This is a genomic window from Streptomyces fructofermentans, assembly GCF_014651055.1.
Lineage (GTDB): Bacteria > Actinomycetota > Actinomycetes > Streptomycetales > Streptomycetaceae > Streptomyces > Streptomyces fructofermentans.
In genome coordinates, this window is sequence record NZ_BMWD01000009.1 from 65,839 (window position 1) to 87,188 (window position 21,350).

At 73.2% G+C, this 21,350-nt stretch carries 16 protein-coding genes; 6 read left to right on the forward strand and 10 right to left on the reverse strand.

From position 1 onward, the window contains the following. Positions 1-90 precede the first annotated feature (90 nt). Positions 91-1,098 (reverse strand): acyltransferase domain-containing protein, encoded by a 1,008-nt coding sequence (locus IE265_RS14965; protein ID WP_190036034.1) that lies wholly within the window; start codon positions 1,096-1,098, stop codon positions 91-93. 79 nt (positions 1,099-1,177) lie between these two features. On the opposite strand from IE265_RS14965, the gene IE265_RS14970 reads away from it, so the two are divergent. Next, positions 1,178-1,441 (forward strand): DUF6343 family protein, encoded by a 264-nt coding sequence (locus IE265_RS14970; RefSeq protein WP_190036035.1) that lies wholly within the window; start codon positions 1,178-1,180, stop codon positions 1,439-1,441. An 18-nt stretch (positions 1,442-1,459) separates the two neighbouring features. Here IE265_RS14970 and IE265_RS14975 read toward each other — a convergent pair whose 3' ends face one another. From IE265_RS14975 to rpsA, 4 genes are all read right to left on the reverse strand, one after another. Further along, complete coding sequence (locus tag IE265_RS14975) at positions 1,460-1,840, reverse strand: tetratricopeptide repeat protein (protein WP_190036036.1); 381 nt, start codon at positions 1,838-1,840, stop codon at positions 1,460-1,462. Between the two features lie 103 nt (positions 1,841-1,943). Further along, positions 1,944-2,552, reverse strand: a complete 609-nt coding sequence (coaE, locus tag IE265_RS14980; protein ID WP_190036037.1) for a dephospho-CoA kinase — start codon at positions 2,550-2,552, stop codon at positions 1,944-1,946. Between the two features lie 118 nt (positions 2,553-2,670). Then, positions 2,671-3,609 carry a PAC2 family protein gene (locus IE265_RS14985; RefSeq protein WP_190036038.1) on the reverse strand — a complete coding sequence of 313 codons (939 nt, stop codon included), beginning with the start codon at positions 3,607-3,609 and terminating at the stop codon, positions 2,671-2,673. A 669-nt stretch (positions 3,610-4,278) separates the two neighbouring features. Beyond that, positions 4,279-5,784, reverse strand: coding sequence for a 30S ribosomal protein S1 (gene rpsA, locus IE265_RS14990; RefSeq protein WP_190036039.1), 1,506 nt, complete (start codon positions 5,782-5,784; stop codon positions 4,279-4,281). A 395-nt stretch (positions 5,785-6,179) separates the two neighbouring features. On the opposite strand from rpsA, the gene IE265_RS14995 reads away from it, so the two are divergent. Next, the gene (locus tag IE265_RS14995) at positions 6,180-6,995 is read left to right on the forward strand and encodes a class I SAM-dependent methyltransferase (protein WP_190036203.1); all 816 of its coding nucleotides are present in this window, start codon (positions 6,180-6,182) and stop codon (positions 6,993-6,995) included. A 4-nt stretch (positions 6,996-6,999) separates the two neighbouring features. Then, a complete protein-coding gene (gene hrpB / locus IE265_RS15000; RefSeq protein WP_190036040.1) occupies positions 7,000-9,546 on the forward strand; it encodes an ATP-dependent helicase HrpB in 2,547 nt (848 codons plus the stop codon). 222 nt (positions 9,547-9,768) lie between these two features. On the opposite strand, the gene pgfA is transcribed toward hrpB, so the two are convergent. The 3 genes from pgfA to IE265_RS15015 all read right to left on the reverse strand — a co-directional run bounded on the left by pgfA (position 9,769) and on the right by IE265_RS15015 (position 12,775). Then, positions 9,769-10,761, reverse strand: coding sequence for a cell envelope lipid trafficking protein PgfA (gene pgfA / locus IE265_RS15005; RefSeq protein ID WP_190036041.1), 993 nt, complete (start codon positions 10,759-10,761; stop codon positions 9,769-9,771). A gap of 21 nt (positions 10,762-10,782) precedes the next feature. Then, the gene (locus IE265_RS15010; protein WP_190036042.1) at positions 10,783-10,917 is read right to left on the reverse strand and encodes an SPW_0924 family protein; all 135 of its coding nucleotides are present in this window, start codon (positions 10,915-10,917) and stop codon (positions 10,783-10,785) included. A 175-nt stretch (positions 10,918-11,092) separates the two neighbouring features. Next, positions 11,093-12,775, reverse strand: a complete 1,683-nt coding sequence (locus IE265_RS15015; RefSeq protein ID WP_190036043.1) for a lytic transglycosylase domain-containing protein — start codon at positions 12,773-12,775, stop codon at positions 11,093-11,095. Between the two features lie 269 nt (positions 12,776-13,044). Here IE265_RS15015 and IE265_RS15020 point away from each other — a divergent pair, with 269 nt between their 5' ends. Continuing rightward, positions 13,045-13,899 carry a DUF4184 family protein gene (locus tag IE265_RS15020; RefSeq protein WP_190036044.1) on the forward strand — a complete coding sequence of 285 codons (855 nt, stop codon included), beginning with the start codon at positions 13,045-13,047 and terminating at the stop codon, positions 13,897-13,899. A 331-nt stretch (positions 13,900-14,230) separates the two neighbouring features. Here the strand turns inward: IE265_RS15020 and IE265_RS15025 are convergent, their stop codons facing one another. Together IE265_RS15025 and polA are read right to left on the reverse strand one after the other, a co-directional pair. Then, positions 14,231-14,917: a hypothetical protein gene (locus IE265_RS15025; protein ID WP_190036045.1), complete on the reverse strand. Its 687-nt coding sequence runs from the start codon at positions 14,915-14,917 to the stop codon at positions 14,231-14,233. A gap of 601 nt (positions 14,918-15,518) precedes the next feature. After that, a complete protein-coding gene (gene polA, locus IE265_RS15030; protein ID WP_190036046.1) occupies positions 15,519-18,245 on the reverse strand; it encodes a DNA polymerase I in 2,727 nt (908 codons plus the stop codon). 146 nt (positions 18,246-18,391) lie between these two features. Here polA and IE265_RS15035 point away from each other — a divergent pair, with 146 nt between their 5' ends. After that, on the forward strand, positions 18,392-20,671 hold the full coding sequence (locus IE265_RS15035) for an FdhF/YdeP family oxidoreductase (protein WP_190036047.1): 2,280 nt from the start codon (positions 18,392-18,394) through the stop codon (positions 20,669-20,671). 47 nt (positions 20,672-20,718) lie between these two features. Further along, complete coding sequence (locus tag IE265_RS15040) at positions 20,719-21,207, forward strand: PaaI family thioesterase (protein WP_190036048.1); 489 nt, start codon at positions 20,719-20,721, stop codon at positions 21,205-21,207. The last annotated feature ends 143 nt before the right edge of the window (positions 21,208-21,350 follow it).

A 21,350-nucleotide genomic window follows, 5' to 3' on the forward strand; every position in this document is an offset into this window, starting at 1 on the left:
TACGGACCGGCCCGTTCCCGGCCCGCCGACTCCCACTCGTTCGAGTGACAGTGCGAAGGACACGTGTGCAGCGTGCGGCCGCGGGCATGCCTACAGCGCGAACCAGCCGTGCCCGCCGTACCAGTGGCCGCCCGCCCGCAGGTGGTCCCCGACGGCGCGTTCGACGCCGGTCCGCCGCGGCAGCCCCTCCACCGGCAGCTCCGGGTCGCCGAACACGAACCCGACGGGGTTCCTGTCGTCCGCCTTGGTCTCCTCGTGCGCGGGCCGGAACCGCTCCTGGAACCGGACGATGTTGGAGTCGGCCGGCAGGTGCCGCTTGAGCTGCGGATCGAGCAGCCAGGAGTGGCAGACCGCGACCTCGTGGCGCTCTTCCGGATAGTGGCGGGCGAAGAACTCCCGTGCCTGGTCCAGCGACCGGTCGCAGGCCTCGGGCGACAGCGGCCCCCGGAAGTCGGCGATGTGCAGGCTCAGGCAGAGTTCGCCGGGCCCGGTGTCGAGGCCCGCGGCGGCCGCCGCTCGCCCCGTGTGCCCGCCGAGCCGGGCGCGCTGGAACTGCAGCCGCCCCAGTTGGTACAGCTCCCCGTGGAAGTGCAGGCCGATCCACCACGGCACGCGCAGCCCCACGGTGCCGGAGCGCCGCTGGTGCACGGCCAGGTGCCGCCCGAGGTCCGCGAGGGTGCGCCGGGACACGTCGGCGGGGATGCCCCGCTGCCGGTGGTAGGCCCGCACATGGGGAAGCGCGGCGACGAACACGAAGACGTTGAAGGTGCGGCCCAGCGCCCCGGTGCTCGCCGGGAACGGCGGCGGCTCCCAGCCCCCGCCTATCTCCCCCATGTCGCGCACGAACCGGCCGACGCACTGCCGCAGCAGTGTCATCGCCGCCGGGTCCGCCGCCAGCAGCTCACGCAGCGCCACCAGTTCGTTGACGTGCTCGTGCGGCACCGACAGGTCGAGCAGCACGTCCGGCAGGTCGTTCGCGTCCGGCAGGTCCGGCCCGTCCCGCAGGTCGGTCCCGTCCGACCGGGGTGCGCACTCGCTCTCCAGGTCCCGCAGCCACCGGGCCAGCTTCTCGTCCGCCCGCAGCGTCTCCACCAGCACAGCCGCTCTCCCGTTCGTCCGCCTCTTGGTGAACGTGCACGACGAAGAGTACTTTTTCCGGTAGGGACAGGTGGTCCGGATGCGTACGGGCAGTGAACCGGCGACCGCGCGCAGTGCGCTGCGGGCGCGGCTGTGGTTGAGCGTGTGGGGGCTGGTCTGGGCGGTCGTGGGGACGACGGCGTTCGCCCTCACCGCACGGACGGGCTGGATGATCGCCTGCGCGGTCCTGTGCCTGGTCGTCAGCGTCGATCTTGCGGTCGTCGTGCGGCATCTGCGCCAGGGCCCGCACTACCAGCCCGGGCGCGACATCCCGCCGTACCGTCCGCCGGAGCACCGGTTCTGAACCCGGAACTCCGGAGGCTCAGTCGTCGAAGCGGGCCGCGGCCAGGTACTCCGGCTGCGGGTCGAGCGCGGCGGCGAGCCGGAAGTGGCGCTTGGCCTGATCTGGCCGTCCGGAGCGCTCGTAGGTGCGGGCGAGCGCGAAGTGCGCGAACGCGTTGTCCGGCTCGCGCTCCAGCACGATCGTGAACTCCAGCTCGGCCGGCCGCAATTGGGCCGCGGCGAAGAAGGCGCGGGCGCGCAGCAGCCGCGCCGCCGTGTTCTCCGGGTGTACGGCGATGACTCGGTCGAGCAGCTTCACCGCACCCCGCGGATCCCGTGCGGCCAGCAACTGCTCGGCGGCACGGAAGTCGATGACATGCGTCTCCGGAGTACGTCCGGCGAATCCGCTGGTCTCGGGCACGGCAGAGTCCTTCCCTCACTGGACCCGGTCAACGCCCCGCGGGCCCCTCGTATTCCGCGGCGGACCCGCCCGTCATCCGGACGCGGGGCGTGCCCGCCGCCCATCAACCGGACGCCGGGCGTGCCCGCCGCGCCAGTTCCGCCCACACGTCCCCGACGCGCCGCTCCAGCTCCTCCAGGGGTACGTCGTTGTCGACGACGACGTCCGCGATCTCCAGCCGCTTCTCGCGGGTCGCCTGGGCGGCCATGCGGGCGCGCGCGTCCTCGGCCGTCATGCCCCGCAGCCGGACGAGCCGGTCGAGCTGGGTCTCGGGCGCCGCGTCCACGACGATCACCAGGTCGTAGAGCGCCGCCAGGCCGTTCTCGGCCAGCAGCGGCACGTCGTGGACGACCACCGAGTCCTCCGCCGCGGCCTCCTCCAGTTCGCGGGACCGGGCTCCGACCAGGGGGTGCACGATCGAGTTGAGGACGGCGAGCCGCTCGGCGTCCGCGAAGACGATCGCGCCGAGCCGCGGCCGGTCCAGGCTCCCGTCGGCGGTGAGCACGCCCTCGCCGAACGCCTCGACCACCGCCGCCAGTCCGGGAGTTCCCGGTGCGACGACCTCGCGCGCGATCCTGTCGGCGTCGATCAGCACGGCCCCGTGCTCCACGAGCAGCCGTGACACCTCGCTCTTGCCGGCGCCGATACCACCGGTCAGGCCCACCTTCAGCATGCTCCGAGCTTAGGCCGTGGCCGCGCGCTGCCGCAGGGCGGGCACCGCGGCGGTGCACCGGAAAGCAAAACACGGCACCGGTGCCGTACAACGTGGCACCGGTGCCGTGCGCGAGCCGCTATCCGTCGCCCTCCCGCTCGGCGAGGAACCGCTCGAACTCGAGCCCGATCTCGTCCGCCGACGGGATCTCCACGGGCTCGGCGAGCATGTTGCCGCGGGTCTCGGCACCCGCGGCCGCGTCGTACTGGTGCTCAAGTCCCTGGACGAGCGCGACCAGTTCCTCGTCGCCCTCCTGGATCTGCCGGTCGATCTCGTTCTGCGTGCGGTGCGCCTCGGTCCGCAGCGTGTGCGCGATCCCGGGCAGCACCATGCCGGTAGCGGCGGTGATCGACTCCATGACGGTCAGGGCGGCGTCCGGGTACGGGGACCGGGCGATGTAGTGCGGCACGTGCGCGGCGACACCCAGTACGTCGTGGCCGGCCTCCATGAGGCGGTACTCGACGAGCGACTCCGCGCTGCCGGGGACCTGGGCCTCGTCGAAGGGGCTGCGGTGGCCGGGGACGAGGTCCGTGCGGTTGCCGTGCGGCGTGAGACCGACGGGCCGCGTGTGCGGGACGCCCATGGGGATGCCGTGGAAGTTCACGGACAGACGCACGCCGAGGCGCTCCACGATCTGCTGGACGGCCGCGGCGAAACGCTCCCATTCGACGTCCGGCTCGGGACCGGAGAGCAGCAGGAAGGGCGCCCCCGTGGCGTCCTGGACGAGCCGCACGTCGATCGTCGGCTCCTCGTAGTCGGCCCAGCGGTCGCGCTTGAACGTCAGCAGTGGACGACGGGCCCGGTAGTCCACGAGCCGGTCGTGGTCGAAGCGGGCGACGACCTGGTGGGGCAGCGAGTCGAGCAGCCGGTCGACGATCTGCTCGCCGGTCTCGCCCGCGTCGATGTATCCGTCGAAGTGGTAGAGCATGACAAGACCGGCCGACTCCTGCGCGAGCGCCATGTCGACGACAGCCAGGCCCTTCGGCTCCCAGGCGTACAAACCCTGCGGATCAAGCACAGTGACCGCTCCTCCTCGTGTTCCTAGGGAACAACGCGGCCGGCAACGCCCGCATTCCCCGCCCGCGCCCCTCCGGCGCCGCCTTTCACCGCTCTCACGGTCCGGGGCGGGACCACGGCACCGCACGGCCGCGTGACGGAATCCGGCCCCCGGCCCCAGGGATCTCCACCCCTGACCTCCGTCGCTCTGTGCCGCTGTACGGGCACGCTTAGCGACGGGAGCCCGATCCCTGTCTCCCCTACGCCGGGCGACGGGCCCGCCGGGGCTCGGAGCAGGAAGCGGGTACGGCACACCGACCGCTCCGCGCGCACCCGCGCCCGCGCCCTCACCCCCGCTCCCGCTCCCGCCCGGGGAAGCCTCCCAGCAGCCCGTTACGGCCCGTCAGTCACCGGCATGTCACCCGTGTTTCCGCAGCCCGGACGCGTCCCCCGGCGCGGCAGCCCCCCGCATCGCGATCCCGCCGCCCCGCGCCGGCGCGGCAGACCCCCGCCCGGGTCACGCCCGGCGGGACGCCACGCATCGCACGTGGCGCAGGGGCGACGCCTCACCGACCCACCTACCGACCCGACCCACGCGACGCGAGACGCCGCCACAACGCACCGCGGGCCCGCACCCCCGAAGGAGTGCGGGCCCGCGATGAGCAGTCGGCTTGCGCCTAGCGGTGAGCGATCAGCTCTGGCCGCCGGCGAGCTTCTCGCGGAGGGCAGCCAGGGCCTCGTCCGACGCCAGGGCGCCGGAGTTGTCGTCCGACTCCGAGGAGTACGAACCGCCGCCGCCACCGGAGGCGGCCGGAGCCGCACCCGTGGTGCTGGCACCCTCGGCCTCGGCCTGGGCGTCCGCCTCGCGGGACTTGATGACCTGGGCCTGGTGCTGCTCGAAGCGCGTCTGCGCCTCGGCGTACTGGTTCTCCCACACCTCGCGCTGGGACTCGTAGCCCTCGAGCCAGTCGTTGGTCTCGGGGTCGAAGCCCTCGGGGTAGATGTAGTTGCCCTGGTCGTCGTACGACGCGGCCATGCCGTACAGCGTCGGGTCGAACTCCACCGAGGCCGGGTCGGCACCGAAGGACTCGTTGGCCTGCTTCAGCGAGAGGCTGATGCGGCGGCGCTCGAGGTCGATGTCGATGACCTTGACGAAGATCTCGTCGTTGACCTGGACGACCTGCTCCGGGATCTCCACGTGGCGCTCGGCCAGCTCGGAGATGTGGACCAGACCCTCGATGCCCTCGTCCACGCGGACGAACGCACCGAACGGAACCAGCTTCGTGACCTTGCCGGGCACGACCTGGCCGATCTGGTGGGTCCGGGCGAACTGCTGCCACGGGTCTTCCTGCGTCGCCTTCAGCGACAGGGAGACACGCTCGCGGTCCATGTCGACGTCGAGGACCTCGACGGTGACTTCCTGACCGACCTCGACAACCTCGGACGGGTGGTCGATGTGCTTCCAGGACAGCTCGGAGACGTGCACGAGGCCGTCGACGCCACCCAGGTCCACGAAGGCACCGAAGTTGACGATCGAAGAGACGACGCCGGAGCGGACCTGACCCTTCTGCAGGGTGGTGAGGAACGTCTGGCGGACCTCGGACTGGGTCTGCTCCAGCCAGGCACGGCGGGACAGGACCACGTTGTTGCGGTTCTTGTCCAGCTCGATGATCTTGGCCTCGAGCTCCTTGCCCACGTAGGGCTGGAGGTCGCGGACACGGCGCATCTCGACGAGGGAGGCCGGCAGGAAGCCACGGAGGCCGATGTCGAGGATGAGACCACCCTTGACCACCTCGATGACGGTGCCGGTGACGATGCCGTCCTCTTCCTTGATCTTCTCGATGGTGCCCCAGGCGCGCTCGTACTGGGCGCGCTTCTTCGAGAGGATCAGGCGGCCTTCCTTGTCCTCCTTCTGGAGAACAAGGGCTTCGATCTCGTCGCCGACCTTGACGACCTCGTTCGGGTCGACGTCGTGCTTGATCGAGAGCTCGCGGCTCGGGATGACACCTTCGGTCTTGTAACCGATGTCGAGCAGGACCTCGTCCCGGTCGACCTTCACGATGACGCCGTCGACGATGTCGCCGTCGTTGAAGTACTTGATCGTCTCGTCGATCGCGGCGAGGAAGGCTTCCTCGTTACCGATGTCGTTGACCGCTACCTGCGGCGTGGTAGAGGTGGTCTCGGTGCTGCTCGTCATGTGGGAAAGGGCTCCGGTACGGACAGTGAGTCGTAGGTACTGCTTACGCCGGGAGCCCGTTTCGCTCTGAAGAAGCCGGACAGCCAAGGAAGCGCCGAATCCGGGCCGTGCCCCCTGGGGGACACATGCCGGTGGCGCCTCGAAAACCGAGGGGACATACGACAGATGCGAGCGCAGCCTGCTACGTCTGAGGAGCGCAGGCCCGCAGCGCAACTTGTAGCATACGGGGGCAGCCGGGCAGGGTCAATGCGCGAAGGCGCACACCCGGGGCGGATCGCCGCATACCCGGCACAAGACCTGTCTCACGAGGCCACGCGGACCCCGTGTCGCCCCTTTCGTGACCGCCGCCGGAACGGGCTGGACGGAAGAAATCGCAGACTAATACGAGGGAGCCGATCATCCAAGAGCCCGAACCGTCCGAGCCCGAGGCCACCCGCCGCGACGCGGGGGGCGGCGAGAGTTCCCGAGCCAATCGCGGCTGGTGGGACCGGAACGCGGACGACTACCAGATCGAGCACGGGACCTTCCTCGGCGACGACCGCTTCGTATGGGGCCCCGAGGGACTCGACGAGATCGGGGCCGAGCTGCTCGGCCCGATGGAGGAACTGAAGGGGAAGGACGTCCTGGAGATCGGCGCGGGGGCCGCCCAGTGCTCCCGCTGGCTGGCCGCCCAGGGCGCCCGGCCCGTCGCCCTCGACCTCTCGCACCGCCAGCTCCAGCACGCCCTGCGCATCGGCGCCGACGGCGTGGGCCTCGTGGAGGCGGACGCCGGGGCGCTGCCCTTCCGCGACGGCTCCTTCGACCTGGCGTGCTCCGCGTACGGGGCGCTGCCCTTCGTCGCCGACCCGGTCGCGGTCCTCGCCGAGGTGCGCCGCGTGCTGCGCCCCGGCGGCCGCTTCGTCTTCTCCGTCACCCACCCGATCCGCTGGGCGTTCCCCGACGAGCCCGGCCCCGAGGGCCTGAGCGTGTCCGCCTCCTACTTCGACCGCACGCCGTACGTGGAGCAGGACGAGACGGGACGCGCGGTGTACGTGGAGCACCACCGGACGGTCGGCGACCGCGTCCGGGACATCGTGGCGGCGGGTCTGCGGCTGGTCGACCTGGTCGAGCCCGAGTGGCCGGCCTGGAACAGCCAGGAGTGGGGCGGCTGGTCGCCGCTCCGCGGCAACCTGATCCCGGGCACGGCGATCTTCGTCTGCGTACGGGACTGAGCCGGTGATCCGCCAGGACGCCCTCGACGTCCTGCCCGTGCGCGACGCGCTGCCCGCCCTCGGCGCGGCGCTGGACGAGCGCGGCACCGCCGTGCTCGTCGCGCCGCCCGGCACCGGCAAGACGACCCTCGTCCCGCTGGTGCTCGCCGGCCTCGTGGGCGGCGGGCCCGCCCGCCGCGTCGTCGTCGCCGAGCCCCGGCGGATCGCCGCCCGGGCCGCCGCGCGCCGGATGGCGTGGCTGCTCGGCGAGCGGACCGGAGAGAGCGTCGGCTACACCGTGCGCGGGGAGCGCGTCGTGGGGCCACGCGCGCGCGTGGAGGTCGTCACGACCGGCGTGCTGCTCCAGCGGCTGCAGCGCGACCAGGAGCTGACCGGCGTCGACGTGGTCGTGCTGGACGAGTGCCACGAGCGCCACCTGGACGCCGACACCGTCGCGGCCTTCCTCCTCGACGTGCGGGCCGCGCTCCGGCCCGAGCTGCGGCTGGTGGCCGCCTCCGCGACGACCGACGCCCAGGGGTGGGCGCGGCTCCTCGGCGACGCTCCGGTGGTCGAGGCGGCCGGCGTGTCGCATCCGGTGGAGGTGGTGTGGGCGCCGCCCGCGCGCCCGGTGCGCCCTCCGCACGGGATGCGTGTGGACCCCGTACTGCTCACGCACGTGGCGTCGGTGGTGCGGCGCGCGCTCGCCGAGCGCGAGGGGGACGTCCTGTGCTTCCTGCCGGGCGTCGGGGAGATCACGCGGGTCGCCGGGCAGCTCGGCGGGCTGCCCGGGGTCGAGGTGCTGCAGGTGCACGGCCGGGCGCCGGCGGCCGTGCAGGACGCCGTGCTCTCGGGCGGTACGGGGCGGCGGGTGGTCCTCGCGACCGCCGTCGCCGAGTCGTCGCTGACCGTCCCCGGGGTGCGGGTGGTGGTGGACTGCGGGCTGGCGCGCGAGCCCCGGGTGGACCACGCGCGCGGCCTCAGCGCCCTGACGACCGTACGGGCGTCGCAGGCGGCGGGCAGGCAGCGGGCCGGACGGGCGGGGCGGGAGGCACCCGGCGCGGTGTACCGGTGCTGGACGGAGGCGGAGGACGGACGGCTGCCGCGCTTCCCGGCGCCCGAGATCAAGGTGGCCGACCTGACGGCGTTCGCCCTCCAGGCGGCCTGCTGGGGCGATCCCGACGCCTCGGGGCTGGCGCTGCTGGACCCGCCGCCGTCCGGGGCCATGGCGGCCGCCCGTGGCGTCCTGGAGGCCATCGGCGCCGTCGACGCCGCCGGGCGCGCGGGCGAGCGCGGCATACGGATGTCGCGGCTCGGCCTCCATCCGCGGCTCGGGCGCGCCCTGCTGGACGCGGCGCCCTCCGCGGGCCGGGAGCGCGCCGCCGAGGTGGTGGCGCTGCTGAGCGAGGAGCCGCCGCGCGAGTACGGGGACGACCTGGCGTCGGCCCTGCGGGCGGCACGGCGGGGCGCGGACGGGTACGCGGCCCGCTGGCGCACGGAGGTCCGCAGGCTGCGGACCGCGGCGGCACCCCGCGGCTCCTCCGACGGGCGCGCGCGCCCCGAGGGGCCCGGCCGGCCCGCGAGCGCCGACGGCTCGGGCGGCGACGACCGTGCCGCGGGACTCGTGGCCGCCCTCGCCTTCCCCGAGCGGGTCGCGAGAGCGCAGGGCGGCTCGTACCTGATGGTGTCGGGCACCCGGGCCGGACTCGGCGACGGGAGCGGCCTGCGCGACGCCCCCTGGATCGCGGTCGCCGTCGCCGACCGGCCCGTCGGGTCGGGGCACGCGCGCGTGCGGCTCGGTGCGGTGATCGACGAGGGCGTCGCCCGCGCTGCCGCCTCCGCCCTGCACGGCGAGGGGGACGAGGTGCGCTGGGCCGACGGGGACGTGGTCGCGCGACGGGTCGAGCGGCTGGGAGCGGTCGAGCTGACGGTGCGGCCCCTGCGCGCCGCCGGACGCGGTGCCGTACGGAACGCGCTGCTCACGGGGTTGCGGGAGGAGGGCTTCGGCCTGCTCCGGTGGTCGCGGGACGCCGAGATGCTGCGGCAGCGGCTCGCGTTCCTGCACCACCGGCTCGGCGACCCGTGGCCCGACGTGTCGGACGACGCGCTGCACGCGCGCGTGGACGAGTGGCTCGAACCCGAACTGGGCCGGGCCTCGCGACGCGCCGATCTGGGCCGGATCGAGGCGGGGCAGGCCCTGAACCGCCTGCTTCCGTGGGCGTCCGGGCAGGCGTCCCGGCTGGACGAGCTGGCGCCCGAGCGCGTCGAGGTGCCGAGCGGGTCGAGGATCCGGGTCGACTACGCCGATCCCGAGCGGCCCGTGCTCGCGGTGAAGGTGCAGGAGATGTTCGGCGCCCGGGAGTCCCCCTCGCTCGCCGGGGTGCCCGTTCTCGTGCACCTGCTGTCGCCCGCCGGACGTCCGGCGGCCGTCACCTCCGACCTCGCGTCCTTCTGGAAGGACGGCTACCGGGGCGTACGGGCGGAACTGCGCGGGCGCTACCCGAAGCACCCCTGGCCCGAGGACCCGGCGACGGCCGCGCCCACCCGGCACACGAAGGCCCGCCTGAACCGCTGACAGGTCGCCGCGCCTCCCGCTCGGGCGGGGCGCGGCGGTCGCCGGGCCGGTCCGGCCCTGTCCGTACGGCGCCGTCGGTGCGGGCATGCGCTGCCGTGCCGGCCTGTTCCTCCCGGGCCCCAGGGACGTTCCGGGCGTGCCCGGGGGTCTCCGGGGCCTGTCCAGGGACCGGGCCGGGGGCCGTTCGGGGCCGGTCCCTGTCCGACGTTCCCGCGGTCGCGGTCAGGCGCCGACGGGTTCCGGTTCGCGGTCCTGCGCGGGCGCCGGGCCGCCCGGGCGGCGGCCGCGCGCCTCCAGGTAGAGGGAGAGCGACAGCAGTCCGACACCCAGGACGAGGAAGCCCCAGGGCAGGTACGAGGTCATCAGCAGGACGGCGACGCGCTGGGACTCGACCAGGTCGACGGTGGAGCGGATGTAGTCCTCGCGCATCTTCACGTGGCCGGCGAACGCCGTCACCTTGTCGCGGCCGCCCAGGAGGGTGCCGCCTCGCAGTTCCTCGCGGTGGATCTCCTCCCCGTAGACGGGCGCCCCGGTGACGGGCTCGACCCAGAACTTGCGCACGGTGGTGTACCAGCGGGTCGTGCCCGTCTCCGCCACCGACTCCGGGGTGATGCCCTCGACGGGCATGATCTTCGGGAAGGGCACCTTGGTCCAGGGGATGGTCTGCTCGAAGTAGTAGACCTCCACGCCCCGGAAGTCCTCGGTGCCCTTGTAGTGGATGGGCGCCGTGATGCGGGCCTGTGCGTCGAAGTACTCGTAGTCCCGCTTCTCGGTCAGGAAGGGCCACTTGAACTCCAGGCCCTCGCGCCGGACGGGCGTGCCGTCGACCGACTCCCCGGTGGCGTGGACCGGTTCCTGCGTGTGCGCGTCGAAGATGTAGCGCTCGGGGAACTTGGAGACCATCTCGCCGTCGGGGCCCTGGACGTAGGAGAGGCCGTCCCAGACGACGACGTCCCGGCCCGCGGTCCGCTCTATGCGTTCGGAGGCCTCCACGTTGCCCTTGAGGGTCTGCACGACCGTGATCCTGTCGACCTTCTCGGCCTTCATCGTGCCGTAGTCGAGGAGGGTGGCGTCCTTCGCCTCCAGGACCATGTCCTGGTACTGGCCGGCCGGGACCTTGGCCAGCCGCGGGAAGGCGTACCAGCGCAGCAGCGGGGACAGCGCCGCGAAGAACACGGCGAGGGCGAGCAGGATCAGACTGGCCTTGCGGCGCATCGCGGCGGCCCTCCCTGTGCGTTACGGGTGGCTGGGAACGGTGGTGAGCAGCGGCTCGGGTGACGTCTCACCCGTCGGCGAACCGAGCGCCGTGATGGCGAGGACCAGCGCGAACGCGAGGGCGAGACCGGTCGCGGCGGCGATCAGAGCACGCATACGGGCCTCCCGGCACGGCGAACTGATACATCGTCAGGTCGGGCACCGTAGCAACGGGCGGGCGAGATGAGAACACGTCGCACACGCACTGCGGGCCCCTCCCGGTGTGGGAGGGGCCCGCAGGGGGACGGGTCGCCCCGAAGGAGCAGGGCCCGCCTTCGGACGTGTGCGCGGGTCAGGACCCGGCGGCCGCGACCGTGAGTTCGACGGTGAGGGTGGCGCCGCCGCTGGTGGTGATGCGCAGCAGGTACGTGCCGGCGGTGTCGTCGGCGTACAGCTCCGGCAGCTTCAGCAGGCCGTCCTTGTCGGTGGTGAGGCCGGTGAGGGTGCGTACGGGCTTGTCGTCGGCGCCCTTGAAGTAGGGGCCCTTGTCGTTCTCGGTGGCGTCGTCGGCGGCCTTGACGAGGGTGGCGGTGGCCTCGACGCCGTCCGCGACGGCGTCCTTGTAGGTGGCCTTCACCTCGACGCGTTCCGCGAACTCGCCGCCCGGGACGCAGGTCAGGGGCGCGTCGCCGGTGCGGACGAGGGCGTCGGCCTGGCGCGCGGTGACGGTGGCGGTGTAGTCGAGCCCGGGCAGGGTGCGTCCCACGACGGTGACGCGGACCGTGAAGCCGCCGGTCTTCTCACCGGCCTGGAGGGCGGGCGCGGTGGCCACGCCGGTGGTCTTGGTGACGACCGTGGCGACCTTCTCCCCGCCCGTGAAGGCGGCGTCGGTGTCACCGATGATCGTGAACCGGACGCGGACCTTCCCGACGGCCTTGCCCGCCTCGGTCTCGGTGCGGGCCGTGATCTTCTCGCCGAAGGTGTCGCCCGCGGTCGCGGTGAGCTTCCCGGTGCCCGCGTCCTCCAGGTGGTCCACCGTCTCGGTGGGCGTGGGGTCGGGCGTCGCCGGCGGCTTCGGCGTGGCGGGCGGCTTGGGCGTCGCGGGCGGCTTCGGCGTGGCGGGCGGCTTCGGCGTCGGGGTGCCGCCACCGGGCGGCCGGGAGGCGGGCGGCGTGGAATCGGGGCTCGCCCCGGCGCCGTCGTCGCTGCGGTCCGTGGGCAGCGTGCCGGTGCCGTCGGGCACCTCGTGGACGCCCTTTCGGTAGTACTCCAGCCACGTCAGGACCGTGTTGAGGTACTCCGTCGAGTGGTTGTAGCTGAGGATCGCCTTGTGCAGGTCCTCGCGGGTCGACAGGTCCCAGCCGAACCGGCACAGGTAGCCGCCCGCGGCGAGGGCCGCGTCGTAGATGTTGTTGGGGTCCTTCTTGCCGTCGCCGTTGCCGTCGCGGCCGGACCACGCCCAGGTGGAGGGGATGAACTGCATCGGTCCGACGGCGCGGTCGTGGGTGGTGTCCCCGTCGTACGCGCCGTCGTCGGTGTCGGTGATCCGCGCGAAGCCGTTGCCGTTGAGGACCGGGCCGAGGATCGGGGAGAGCGTGGTGCCGTCGGCGTCGACCCGGCCGCCGCGCGCCTGGCCCGACTCGACCTTGCCGATCGCGGCGAGGAGCTGCCAGGGCAGGTTGCAGCCCGGCTTCGACTCCCGCAGCGCCGCCTCGGCCTTCTTGTACGCGTCGAGCACGGTCGCCGGGATGCCGCCCTCCGTGTCGCCCGTGGAGGCGTCGGGGGTGCCTGAACCCGTGCCCGCACTGGGCGTCGCGGTGGGGCTGTTGAGCGGCGGAAGGTCCGTGTAGTACGGCGAGTTGCCGGTAGCGCTGTCGCTCGCGTCGCCCGACGACTGGGAGCCGGTGCTCTGTCTGCCCTGCGCGGTGTCGGTCACTCCGGGGGCCTGGGACGCGGAAAGGGCCGCCACCGCGACCGCGGCCACGGCGGTGGTCGCGGCCCCCTTGACGACCCGCCTGCCGAATTGCGCCGCCATTGAGTGAACCCCTCCCGTGGACGATCTTCTCGCGCTCCGCGCGTTCTCCTGTTGTCAGACCGCACTCCCCAGCGCGGCAACCCAGGCGACCCTACGACAACTTCCGCCGCGCAGACACCTGTTCGTGCCCGGTTTTCACCGGTTGGCCACATCGCGTTCTCCTGCCCGGGCGAACGCGGGCCATGCCGCCGTCCTCCCGCATACTGGGCGTCACCGATCAAGGAGTGATCAGACCGCGGGGCGGTCAACATCGTTCACCGGGAGACCAGTTGCCGTTCACACTCAGCCACGCCGCCGCCGTGCTGCCCGCGATGCGCACCGACGGCACCGGCCGGGGCCGACTGGTGCCGGCGGTCCTGCTGGCCGGATCGTTCGCGCCCGACACGACCTACTACGCGGCGAGCGCGCTGCCCGCCGCCATGGGGTTCGGCGATGTCACGCACTCGTTCCCCGGAGTGCTGACGGTCGACGTGCTCATCGCGTGGACGCTCGTGGGCGCGTGGCTGGTACTGCGCGAACCGCTGGTGGCACTGCTGCCGCGGAACCGTCAGGGACGCGTCGGGGCGCTGGTGCGCTGCGGGGCCCCGCGGGCGCCGATCCGGCCGTCGGCGGCACTGTGGTGGTACGTGTCCGCCGTGCTCGGCGCGCTGACCCACGTGGTGTGGGACGCGTTCACGCATCTCGACCGGTGGGGCATGCGGATCTTCCCTGTACTCGGCCGGGAGATCGCGGGCTCGCCGCTGTACTGGTACCTGCAGTACGGGGGTTCCGCGGTGGCCGCCGTGGTGATCGCGGCCTTCGCGGTCGTCGCCCTGCGACGGCAGCACGCCGCGGAACCGGTGGGCGTGCCGGTGCTCTCGCGCCGGGACCGGTGGCTCGCCGCCGCCTTGCTCGGTGGCTGTGCCGCTGTGGCGGCGGTGCAGCGGGCGGTGCACTGGTGGGAGTACTGGGGCGCGAGGGCCAAGCCCTGGGAGCTGATCCCCACCGTGTGCTTCGGGGCGGGTGCGGGTCTGGCCGTCGGCCTCGCGGTCTACGCCGTCGCGGTCAGGTTGCGTCGCCCCTCTCCACCCGCGCCCGCCCCGGCGATGCCCCACGCGGAACCGAGCCGGCCGTCCGCACGCTGATCGGAGGCGGGGCGGCGCTCGGGGCGCCCCTTACGGGATCTGCGTTCAGGGGCGCCTGAGCACGGCTCGCGGCTCGCGGCAGGCATCCGGTGAACCGCACCTTGCGACGCGACCCGCGGGTCAGTGCCCGCGAGCGGCGGCTCGCAGTCGGTGCACGACCGGTGGCGGTGCACGACCCGTCACGGTTCACGACCGGTCACGGCTACCGCCTGTCACGGTTCACGACCGGTGACGGCCACGACCGATGGCCGTCACCGGCTGGTGCCCGTCCACGGCTGGTGGCTCGCATCGGGCGCCGGCGTGCGGGCGGGACTACGCGGCGGAACGTTCCTCAGGGTGTCCCCAGGCGCAGCCGGTCGGCGCCGGTGCTGCTGGCGAGTGTCCGGTGGCCGCCCGGCCCGAAGGTGGCGGCCCGGGTACGGACGGCGGCGAGGAAACCGCTCAGGTAGCTGTGCGCCAGGTCCGCCCACAGCCGCCAGACCGTCTCGTCGTCGGCGCCGGCGATCGTGGGGCGCGGGTACGCGGTCGCCCGGCCGGTGAGCCTGCGACCCAGGTGCCCGACCCGCCACAGCAGCCCTTCGCCGACGAGTGTCCCGGCGGGACCGGAGGAGTCGTCCTGCCGCTCGGCGGCCAGCTCACAACTGGGCCCGGCGTCGTCGCGCAGCGCGACCGAGATCGTGCCGTCCTCGGCGGACATGGCCGCCCGGATGTCGCGGGCCAGCCTCGCGGCCGGGTCGCCGGGGTGCGGGGCGTGGCAGACGGGGATGTCGATCGGGGCGAAACGGTCCGCGGTGTCCACCGGTGCCTGCCAGGCGGTGGGACCGACCGGGACGCGCCTTCTGGTCGTACCGGTCGGGATTCTCGGGCTGGCCGCGCTGGCCGAGGCGGCGGGTGCCGGGCCGAGGAGCGCCGAGGCGAGGGCCGCGACGAGTGCCGTGCGACAGTCGCGTACGTACCTCGCGTGCCGGTTGCGGCGCGCTGACCGCGCACGCCGTATCTGCCGTATGTGAGGACCCATGTCCGCATCCTGGGGGCGTGCCCGGCGGGTGGCTCCCGGTCGGGGGCCACGCGAGTGACGGCCCCGCCACAGCGGGGCGACCGGGCCGTGCGGCGAGAACTGCCGGGCGCCTGGGAGCGGCGGCAGACGGACCCGCCACGTCGGGAAGGTCCCGGGCCGGGCGAGCAGACCTGCCGGGCGGCGGGCAGCAGGGGCAGCGGCCCGACGGGAAGCCATGGAGCATCGCGGGCAACGAGCCCGCGGCCCGCGGCCCTGCCCGTCGCGGGCCTCCCTCGGGCGGAGGCCCGCTGGTGGCCGGACACCGGTCGCCGCAGGTTCGAGCCCCGCCCCCCGTCCCCGGAGGGCCGGCGGGCGGGCGACGACAGCCGGCGACCGCCCACCCACGGGCACAGCACCTCACCGTGCAACCGGACCACCCGCGCGCACCCCGCCCGGGGCCGACTACCCGGCCCCGCGACCCCGCCGGCGGGGCGCGCCGCGGGCGGGCACCCGTACGGCGGAAACCGCAGCCCGCAGCGGAGCCGTGCCGCGCCACGAGGGCGCGCCGCGTCCGGCACCACGTGCCGGTCCCCCGGGGCCGGGACCCCGGGAGAGGCCGGCGTCAGTGGGCCGCCGACTCCCAGTCCGCCCCTGAGCCGACGGACACGTCGAGCGGGGCGCGCAACCGGACGGCTCCGGCCATCTCGCGCCGGACGAGTTCCTCCGTGCGCTCGCGCTCGCCCGGGGCGATCTCCAGGACGATTTCGTCGTGGACCTGGAGGAGCATGCGGGAGGTGAGGCCGGCTTCCCGGAGGGCCCGGTCGACGTTCAGCATGGCGATCTTGACGATGTCGGCCGCCGTGCCCTGGATCGGCGCGTTCAGCGCCATGCGCTCGGCCGTCTCGCGGCGCTGGCGGTTGTCGCTGTTGAGGTCGGGCAGGTAGCGGCGACGGCCGAACAGGGTCTCCGTGTAGCCCGTCGCCCGCGCCTCGTCGACCACGCGGCGCAGATAGTCGCGTACGCCGCCGAAGCGCTCGAAGTACGTGTCCATCAGCGCCCGGGCCTCGCCGGCCTCGATGTTCAGCTGCTGCGACAGACCGAAGGCGGACAGCCCGTAGGCGAGCCCGTACGACATGGCCTTGATCTTGCGGCGCATCTCCGCGTCGACTGCGGAGCGCTCGACCGAGAAGACCTGCGAGGCGACGGTGGTGTGCAGGTCCTCGCCCGAGGTGAACGCCTCCAGCAGCCCCTCGTCCTCGGAGAGGTGGGCCATCACCCGCAGCTCGATCTGGCTGTAGTCGGCGGTCATGAGGGACTCGTAGCCCTCGCCGACCACGAAGCCGCGGCGGATGGCGCGGCCCTCCTCGGTGCGGACCGGGATGTTCTGCAGGTTCGGGTCCACGGACGACAGGCGGCCCGTCGCGGCCACCGTCTGGTTGAAGGTGGTGTGGATGCGGCCGTCCGCGGCGATCGTCTTGATCAGGCCCTCGACGGTCACGCGCAGCTTCGCCTGCTCGCGGTGCCGGAGCATGATGACCGGCAGTTCGTTGTCGGTCTGCGCGGCGAGCCAGGCCAGGGCGTCGGCGTCCGTCGTGTAGCCCGTCTTCGTCTTCTTCGTCCTGGGCAGGCCCAGCTCACCGAAGAGGACCTCCTGCAGCTGCTTGGGCGAGCCGAGGTTGAACTCGTGGCCCGCCGCCGCGTGCGCCTCCTTCACCGCCTGCTGCACCGCGCCCGCGAACATCTGCTCCATGGCCTCCAGGTGGGCCCTGTCCGCGGCGATGCCGTGCCGCTCCAGACGGGCCAGCAGCGTCGACGTCGGCAGCTCCATGTCGCGCAGCAGGTCGGCCGCGCCGACCTCCGGCAGCCGCTCGCCGAAGGCCTCGCCGAGGTCCAGGACCGCCCGGGCCTGCACCATCATCGCGTCGGCCTCGGCGCCCTCGTCCGCGCCGAACGCGAGCTGCCCGTCGGCCGCGGCGGCCGGGGCCAGTTCGCGGCCGAGGTACTCCAGGGACAGCGCGTCCAGGTCGAAGGAGCGCCGGCCGGGCTTGACCAGGTAGGCGGCGAGCGCGGTGTCCATGGAGATGCCGTCGACGCTCCAGCCGTGCTCGGCGAAGACCCGCATCACGCTCTTGGCGTTGTGCAGGACCTTCGGCCTGCCCGGGTCGGCGAGCCATCCCGCGAACGCGTTCTCGTCGGCCTCGTCGAGCCGGGTCGGCTCGAACCAGGCGGCGGCGCCGTCGGCCGAGGCCAGCGCGACCTCCGCGACCGAGCCCGTGCCGAGCGCCCAGGTGCCGACCGTGGTCAGGCCGAGGACCGCCGTGCCGTGCTCGGCGAGCCACGGGGCCAGCTCGCCCGTGCCGAGGACCGCGCCGTCCACCGCGACACCGGCCGCGGCCGCGGGGGCCGGCTCGGCCTCCTCCGCTCCGGGGTCGACGGCGAGCAGCCGCTCGCGCAGCGAGGGATTGCGGATCTCCAGGGTGTCCAGGACCATCGCGACGGCCGTGCGGTCGTACGCGGCGCGCTCCAGGTCCGGGACCGCCTTCGGCAGTTCGACGTCACGGACCATCTCCGTGAGGCGGCGGTTGAGCTTGACCGCCTCCAGATGGTCGCGGAAGTTCTGGCCGGCCTTGCCCTTGACCTCGTCGGCGCGCTCGACCAGCTCCGCGAACGAACCGAACTGGTTGATCCACTTCGCGGCGGTCTTCTCGCCGACACCGGGGATGCCCGGGAGGTTGTCCGACGGGTCGCCGCGCAGGGCCGCGAAGTCGGGGTACTGCGCGGGCGTCAACCCGTACTTCTCGAAGACCTTCTCCGGAGTGAACCGGGTCAGCTCGGAGACGCCCTTCGTCGGGTACAGCACCGTCGTGTGCTCGCTGACGAGCTGGAACGAGTCGCGGTCCCCGGTGACGATCAGCACCTCGAAGCCCTCGGCCTCGGCCTGGGTGGCGAGCGTCGCGATGACGTCGTCCGCCTCGAAGCCGTCGACGGCGAAGCGGTCCGCGTGCATCGCGTCGAGGAGCTCGCCGATCAGCTCGACCTGCCCCTTGAACTCGTCCGGCGTCTTCGAGCGGTTCGCCTTGTACTCGGTGAACTCCTCGGAGCGCCAGGTCTTGCGCGACACGTCGAACGCCACCGCGAAGTGCGTGGGCGCCTCGTCGCGCAGCGTGTTGGCGAGCATCGACGCGAAGCCGTAGATCGCGTTGGTCGGCTGGCCCGTCGCCGTCGTGAAGTTCTCCGCGGGCAGCGCGAAGAACGCTCGGTACGCCAGCGAATGCCCGTCCATGAGCATCAGCCGCGGGCGTCCGCCGCCGGAGGTCTTCTCGGTCTTCTTCGATGCTGAATCTGCCACGACACCGATCCTGCCACGCCGCACTGACACTCGGCCCCGCCCCGCCCCCCGCGGGCCGCCCCGGCGTCCACCGCGGCACGATCGTCGTCACAGCCACGTGGGAGGATCGGAGACGTACCTCACACACGCCCGAAGAGGAGGCAGAGATGGCCGGCAAGCCGCCCCAGAGTGATCCCGTCCAGGACGCGCCGCAGGTCGCCGGTCCGAAGCACACCGCGGCCGGACTGCCCGCGATCGGGCACACCCTGCGCCACGCGCAGCAGCAGATGGGCGTGCGCCGCACCGCGCTCACGCTGCTGCGCGTCAATCAGAAGGACGGCTTCGACTGCCCTGGCTGCGCCTGGCCCGAGCCCGAGCACCGGCACACCGCGGAGTTCTGCGAGAACGGCGCCAAGGCGGTCGCGGAGGAGGCCACCCTGCGCCGCGTGACGCCGGACTTCTTCGCCGCGCACCCCGTCTCCGACCTCGCGAACCGCAGCGGCTACTGGCTCGGCCAGCAGGGCCGCCTCACCCGACCCATGTACCTCGCCGAGGGGGCGGACCACTACGAGGCGGTGTCCTGGGAGCGCGCGTTCGACATCGTCGCCGAGGAGCTCACCTCCCTCGACTCCCCCGACGAGGCGCTCTTCTACACCTCGGGCCGCACCAGCAACGAGGCGGCGTTCCTGTACCAGCTGTTCGCCCGCGAGTTCGGCACGAACAACCTGCCGGACTGCTCCAACATGTGCCACGAGTCCTCCGGTTCCGCCCTCAACGAGACCATCGGCGTCGGCAAGGGCAGCGTCCTGCTGGAGGACCTCTACCGGGCAGACCTGATCGTCGTCGCCGGACAGAACCCGGGCACGAACCACCCGCGCATGCTCTCCGCCCTGGAGAAGGCGAAGGCGAACGGCGCGAAGATCATCACCGTGAACCCGCTCCCCGAGGCGGGCATGGAGCGCTTCAAGAACCCGCAGACCGCGCAGGGCATGCTGAAGGGCGCCGCGCTCACCGATCTGTTCCTGCAGATCCGCATCGGCGGCGACCAGGCCCTCTTCCGGCTCCTGAACAAGCTGATCCTGGAGACGGAGGGCGCCGTCGACGAGGCCTTCGTGGCCGAACACACCCACGGCTACGAGGAGTTCACCGAGGCCGCCCGCGCCGCCGACTGGGACGAGACGCTCACCGCGACCGGCCTCACCCGCTCGCAGATCGACGAGGCCCTGCGGATGGTCCTCGCCTCGGAGCGCACCATCGTCTGCTGGGCCATGGGCCTCACCCAGCACAAGCACTCCGTGCCCACCATCCGCGAGGTCGTCAACTTCCTCCTGCTGCGCGGCAACATCGGGCGCCCGGGCGCCGGCGTGTGCCCCGTCCGCGGCCACTCCAACGTGCAGGGCGACCGCACGATGGGCATTTTCGAGCGCCCCGCGCCCGCGTTCCTGGACGCGTTGGAGAAGGAGTTCGGCTTCGCACCGCCGCGCGGACACGGCTACGACGTCGTGCGGGCCATCCGCGCCATGCGCGACGACAAGGCCAAGGTCTTCTTCGCGATGGGCGGCAACTTCGTCTCGGCCTCGCCCGACACCGAGGTCACCGAAGCCGCCATGCGCCGCGCCCGACTGACCGTGCACGTGTCGACGAAGCTGAACCGCTCGCACGCCGTGACCGGCGCGCGCGCCCTGATCCTGCCCACGCTCGGCCGCACCGAGCGCGACCTCCAGGGCTCCGGCGAGCAGTTCGTGACCGTCGAGGACTCGATGGGCATGGTCCACGCGTCGCGCGGCCGCCTGGAGCCCGCGAGCGAGCACCTGCTGTCCGAGCCGGCGATCGTGTGCCGCCTCGCGCGCCGCGTCCTCGGCGAGGCCTCCCGCACACCCTGGGAGGAGTTCGAGAAGGACTACGCGACCGTCCGCGACCGCGTCGCGCGGGTCGTTCCGGGCTTCGAGGACTTCAACGCGCGCGTCGCGAACCCCGCGGGCTTCGCCCTCCCGCACGCCCCGCGCGACGAGCGGCGCTTCCCCACGGCCACCGGAAAGGCCAACTTCACCGCCGCGCCCGTGGAGTACCCGAGGCTCCCCGAGGGTCGGCTGCTGCTCCAGACCCTGCGCTCGCACGACCAGTACAACACCACGATCTACGGGCTGGACGACCGCTACCGGGGCATCAGGAACGGCCGCCGGGTCGTCCTCGTGAACCCCGAGGACGCCCGCGAGCTGGGCCTCGCGGACGGCACGTACACCGACCTGGTCAGCGAGTGGAAGGACGGCGTGGAGCGGCGCGCGCCCGGCTTCCGGGTCGTGCACTACCCGACGGCCCGGGGCTGCGCCGCCGCCTACTACCCCGAGACGAACGTCCTGGTGCCGCTCGACGCCACCGCCGACACCAGCAACACGCCCGCCAGCAAGTCCGTCGTCGTCCGTCTGGAACAATCGGGTACCGACTGAGCGTTCGCTTAGGCAGTATCGGATCGACGACGAAGGAGCCGGACCCCATGGGCGAGCAGCACCACGTGAAGTTCCCGCAGGAGGTCATCGACGAGTACTCGGCGCTGGGTGTGGACCTGGCGGCGATGTTCTCCGCCGGACACCTCGGCACCCGCATGGGCGTCCAGATCGTCGAGGCCTCGGCGGACCGCGTCGTGGGCACCATGCCGGTCGAGGGCAACACCCAGCCGTACGGGCTCCTGCACGGCGGCGCCTCCGCGGTGCTGGCCGAGACCCTCGGCTCCGTCGGCGCCATGCTGCACGGCGGCACGTCCAAGATCGCCGTCGGCGTCGACCTGAACTGCACCCACCACCGGGGCGCGCGCTCCGGCCTGGTCACGGGCGTGGCCACCCCCGTGCACCGGGGCCGCTCCACCGCCACGTACGAGATCGTGATCAGCGACGAGGACGGGCGGCGGGTGTGCAGCGCCCGCCTGACCTGCATGCTGCGCGAGGTGAACCCGGACGACGCCCGCCGGGCCGCCGCGGCGGGCTGACCCGGGCCGGCACCCGGCACCGGAGCGAGGGGCCGCCGCCGTGGGCCGGACACCGCCCGCGGCGGCTCGGCCCACGCGTCCGCCCCACCGCCCGAAGCCCGCAGCCCGAAGCGGCGGCAGCGCTGCCCCGGCCGTGGAACACC

Excerpts from the sequence above, each read along its gene's own strand:
- IE265_RS15010 (WP_190036042.1), bottom strand. The coding sequence starts at position 10,917 with ATGCGTGCTCTGATCGCCGCCGCGACCGGTCTCGCCCTCGCGTTCGCG.
- IE265_RS15040 (WP_190036048.1), top strand. The coding sequence starts at position 20,719 with ATGGGCGAGCAGCACCACGTGAAGTTCCCGCAGGAGGTCATCGACGAG.
- IE265_RS14970 (WP_190036035.1), top strand. The coding sequence starts at position 1,178 with ATGCGTACGGGCAGTGAACCGGCGACCGCGCGCAGTGCGCTGCGGGCG.
- coaE (WP_190036037.1), bottom strand. The coding sequence starts at position 2,552 with ATGCTGAAGGTGGGCCTGACCGGTGGTATCGGCGCCGGCAAGAGCGAG.
- IE265_RS15025 (WP_190036045.1), bottom strand. The coding sequence starts at position 14,917 with ATGGGTCCTCACATACGGCAGATACGGCGTGCGCGGTCAGCGCGCCGC.
- pgfA (WP_190036041.1), bottom strand. The coding sequence starts at position 10,761 with ATGCGCCGCAAGGCCAGTCTGATCCTGCTCGCCCTCGCCGTGTTCTTC.
- IE265_RS15015 (WP_190036043.1), bottom strand. The coding sequence starts at position 12,775 with ATGGCGGCGCAATTCGGCAGGCGGGTCGTCAAGGGGGCCGCGACCACC.
- IE265_RS15035 (WP_190036047.1), top strand. The coding sequence starts at position 18,392 with ATGGCCGGCAAGCCGCCCCAGAGTGATCCCGTCCAGGACGCGCCGCAG.
- rpsA (WP_190036039.1), bottom strand. The coding sequence starts at position 5,784 with ATGACGAGCAGCACCGAGACCACCTCTACCACGCCGCAGGTAGCGGTC.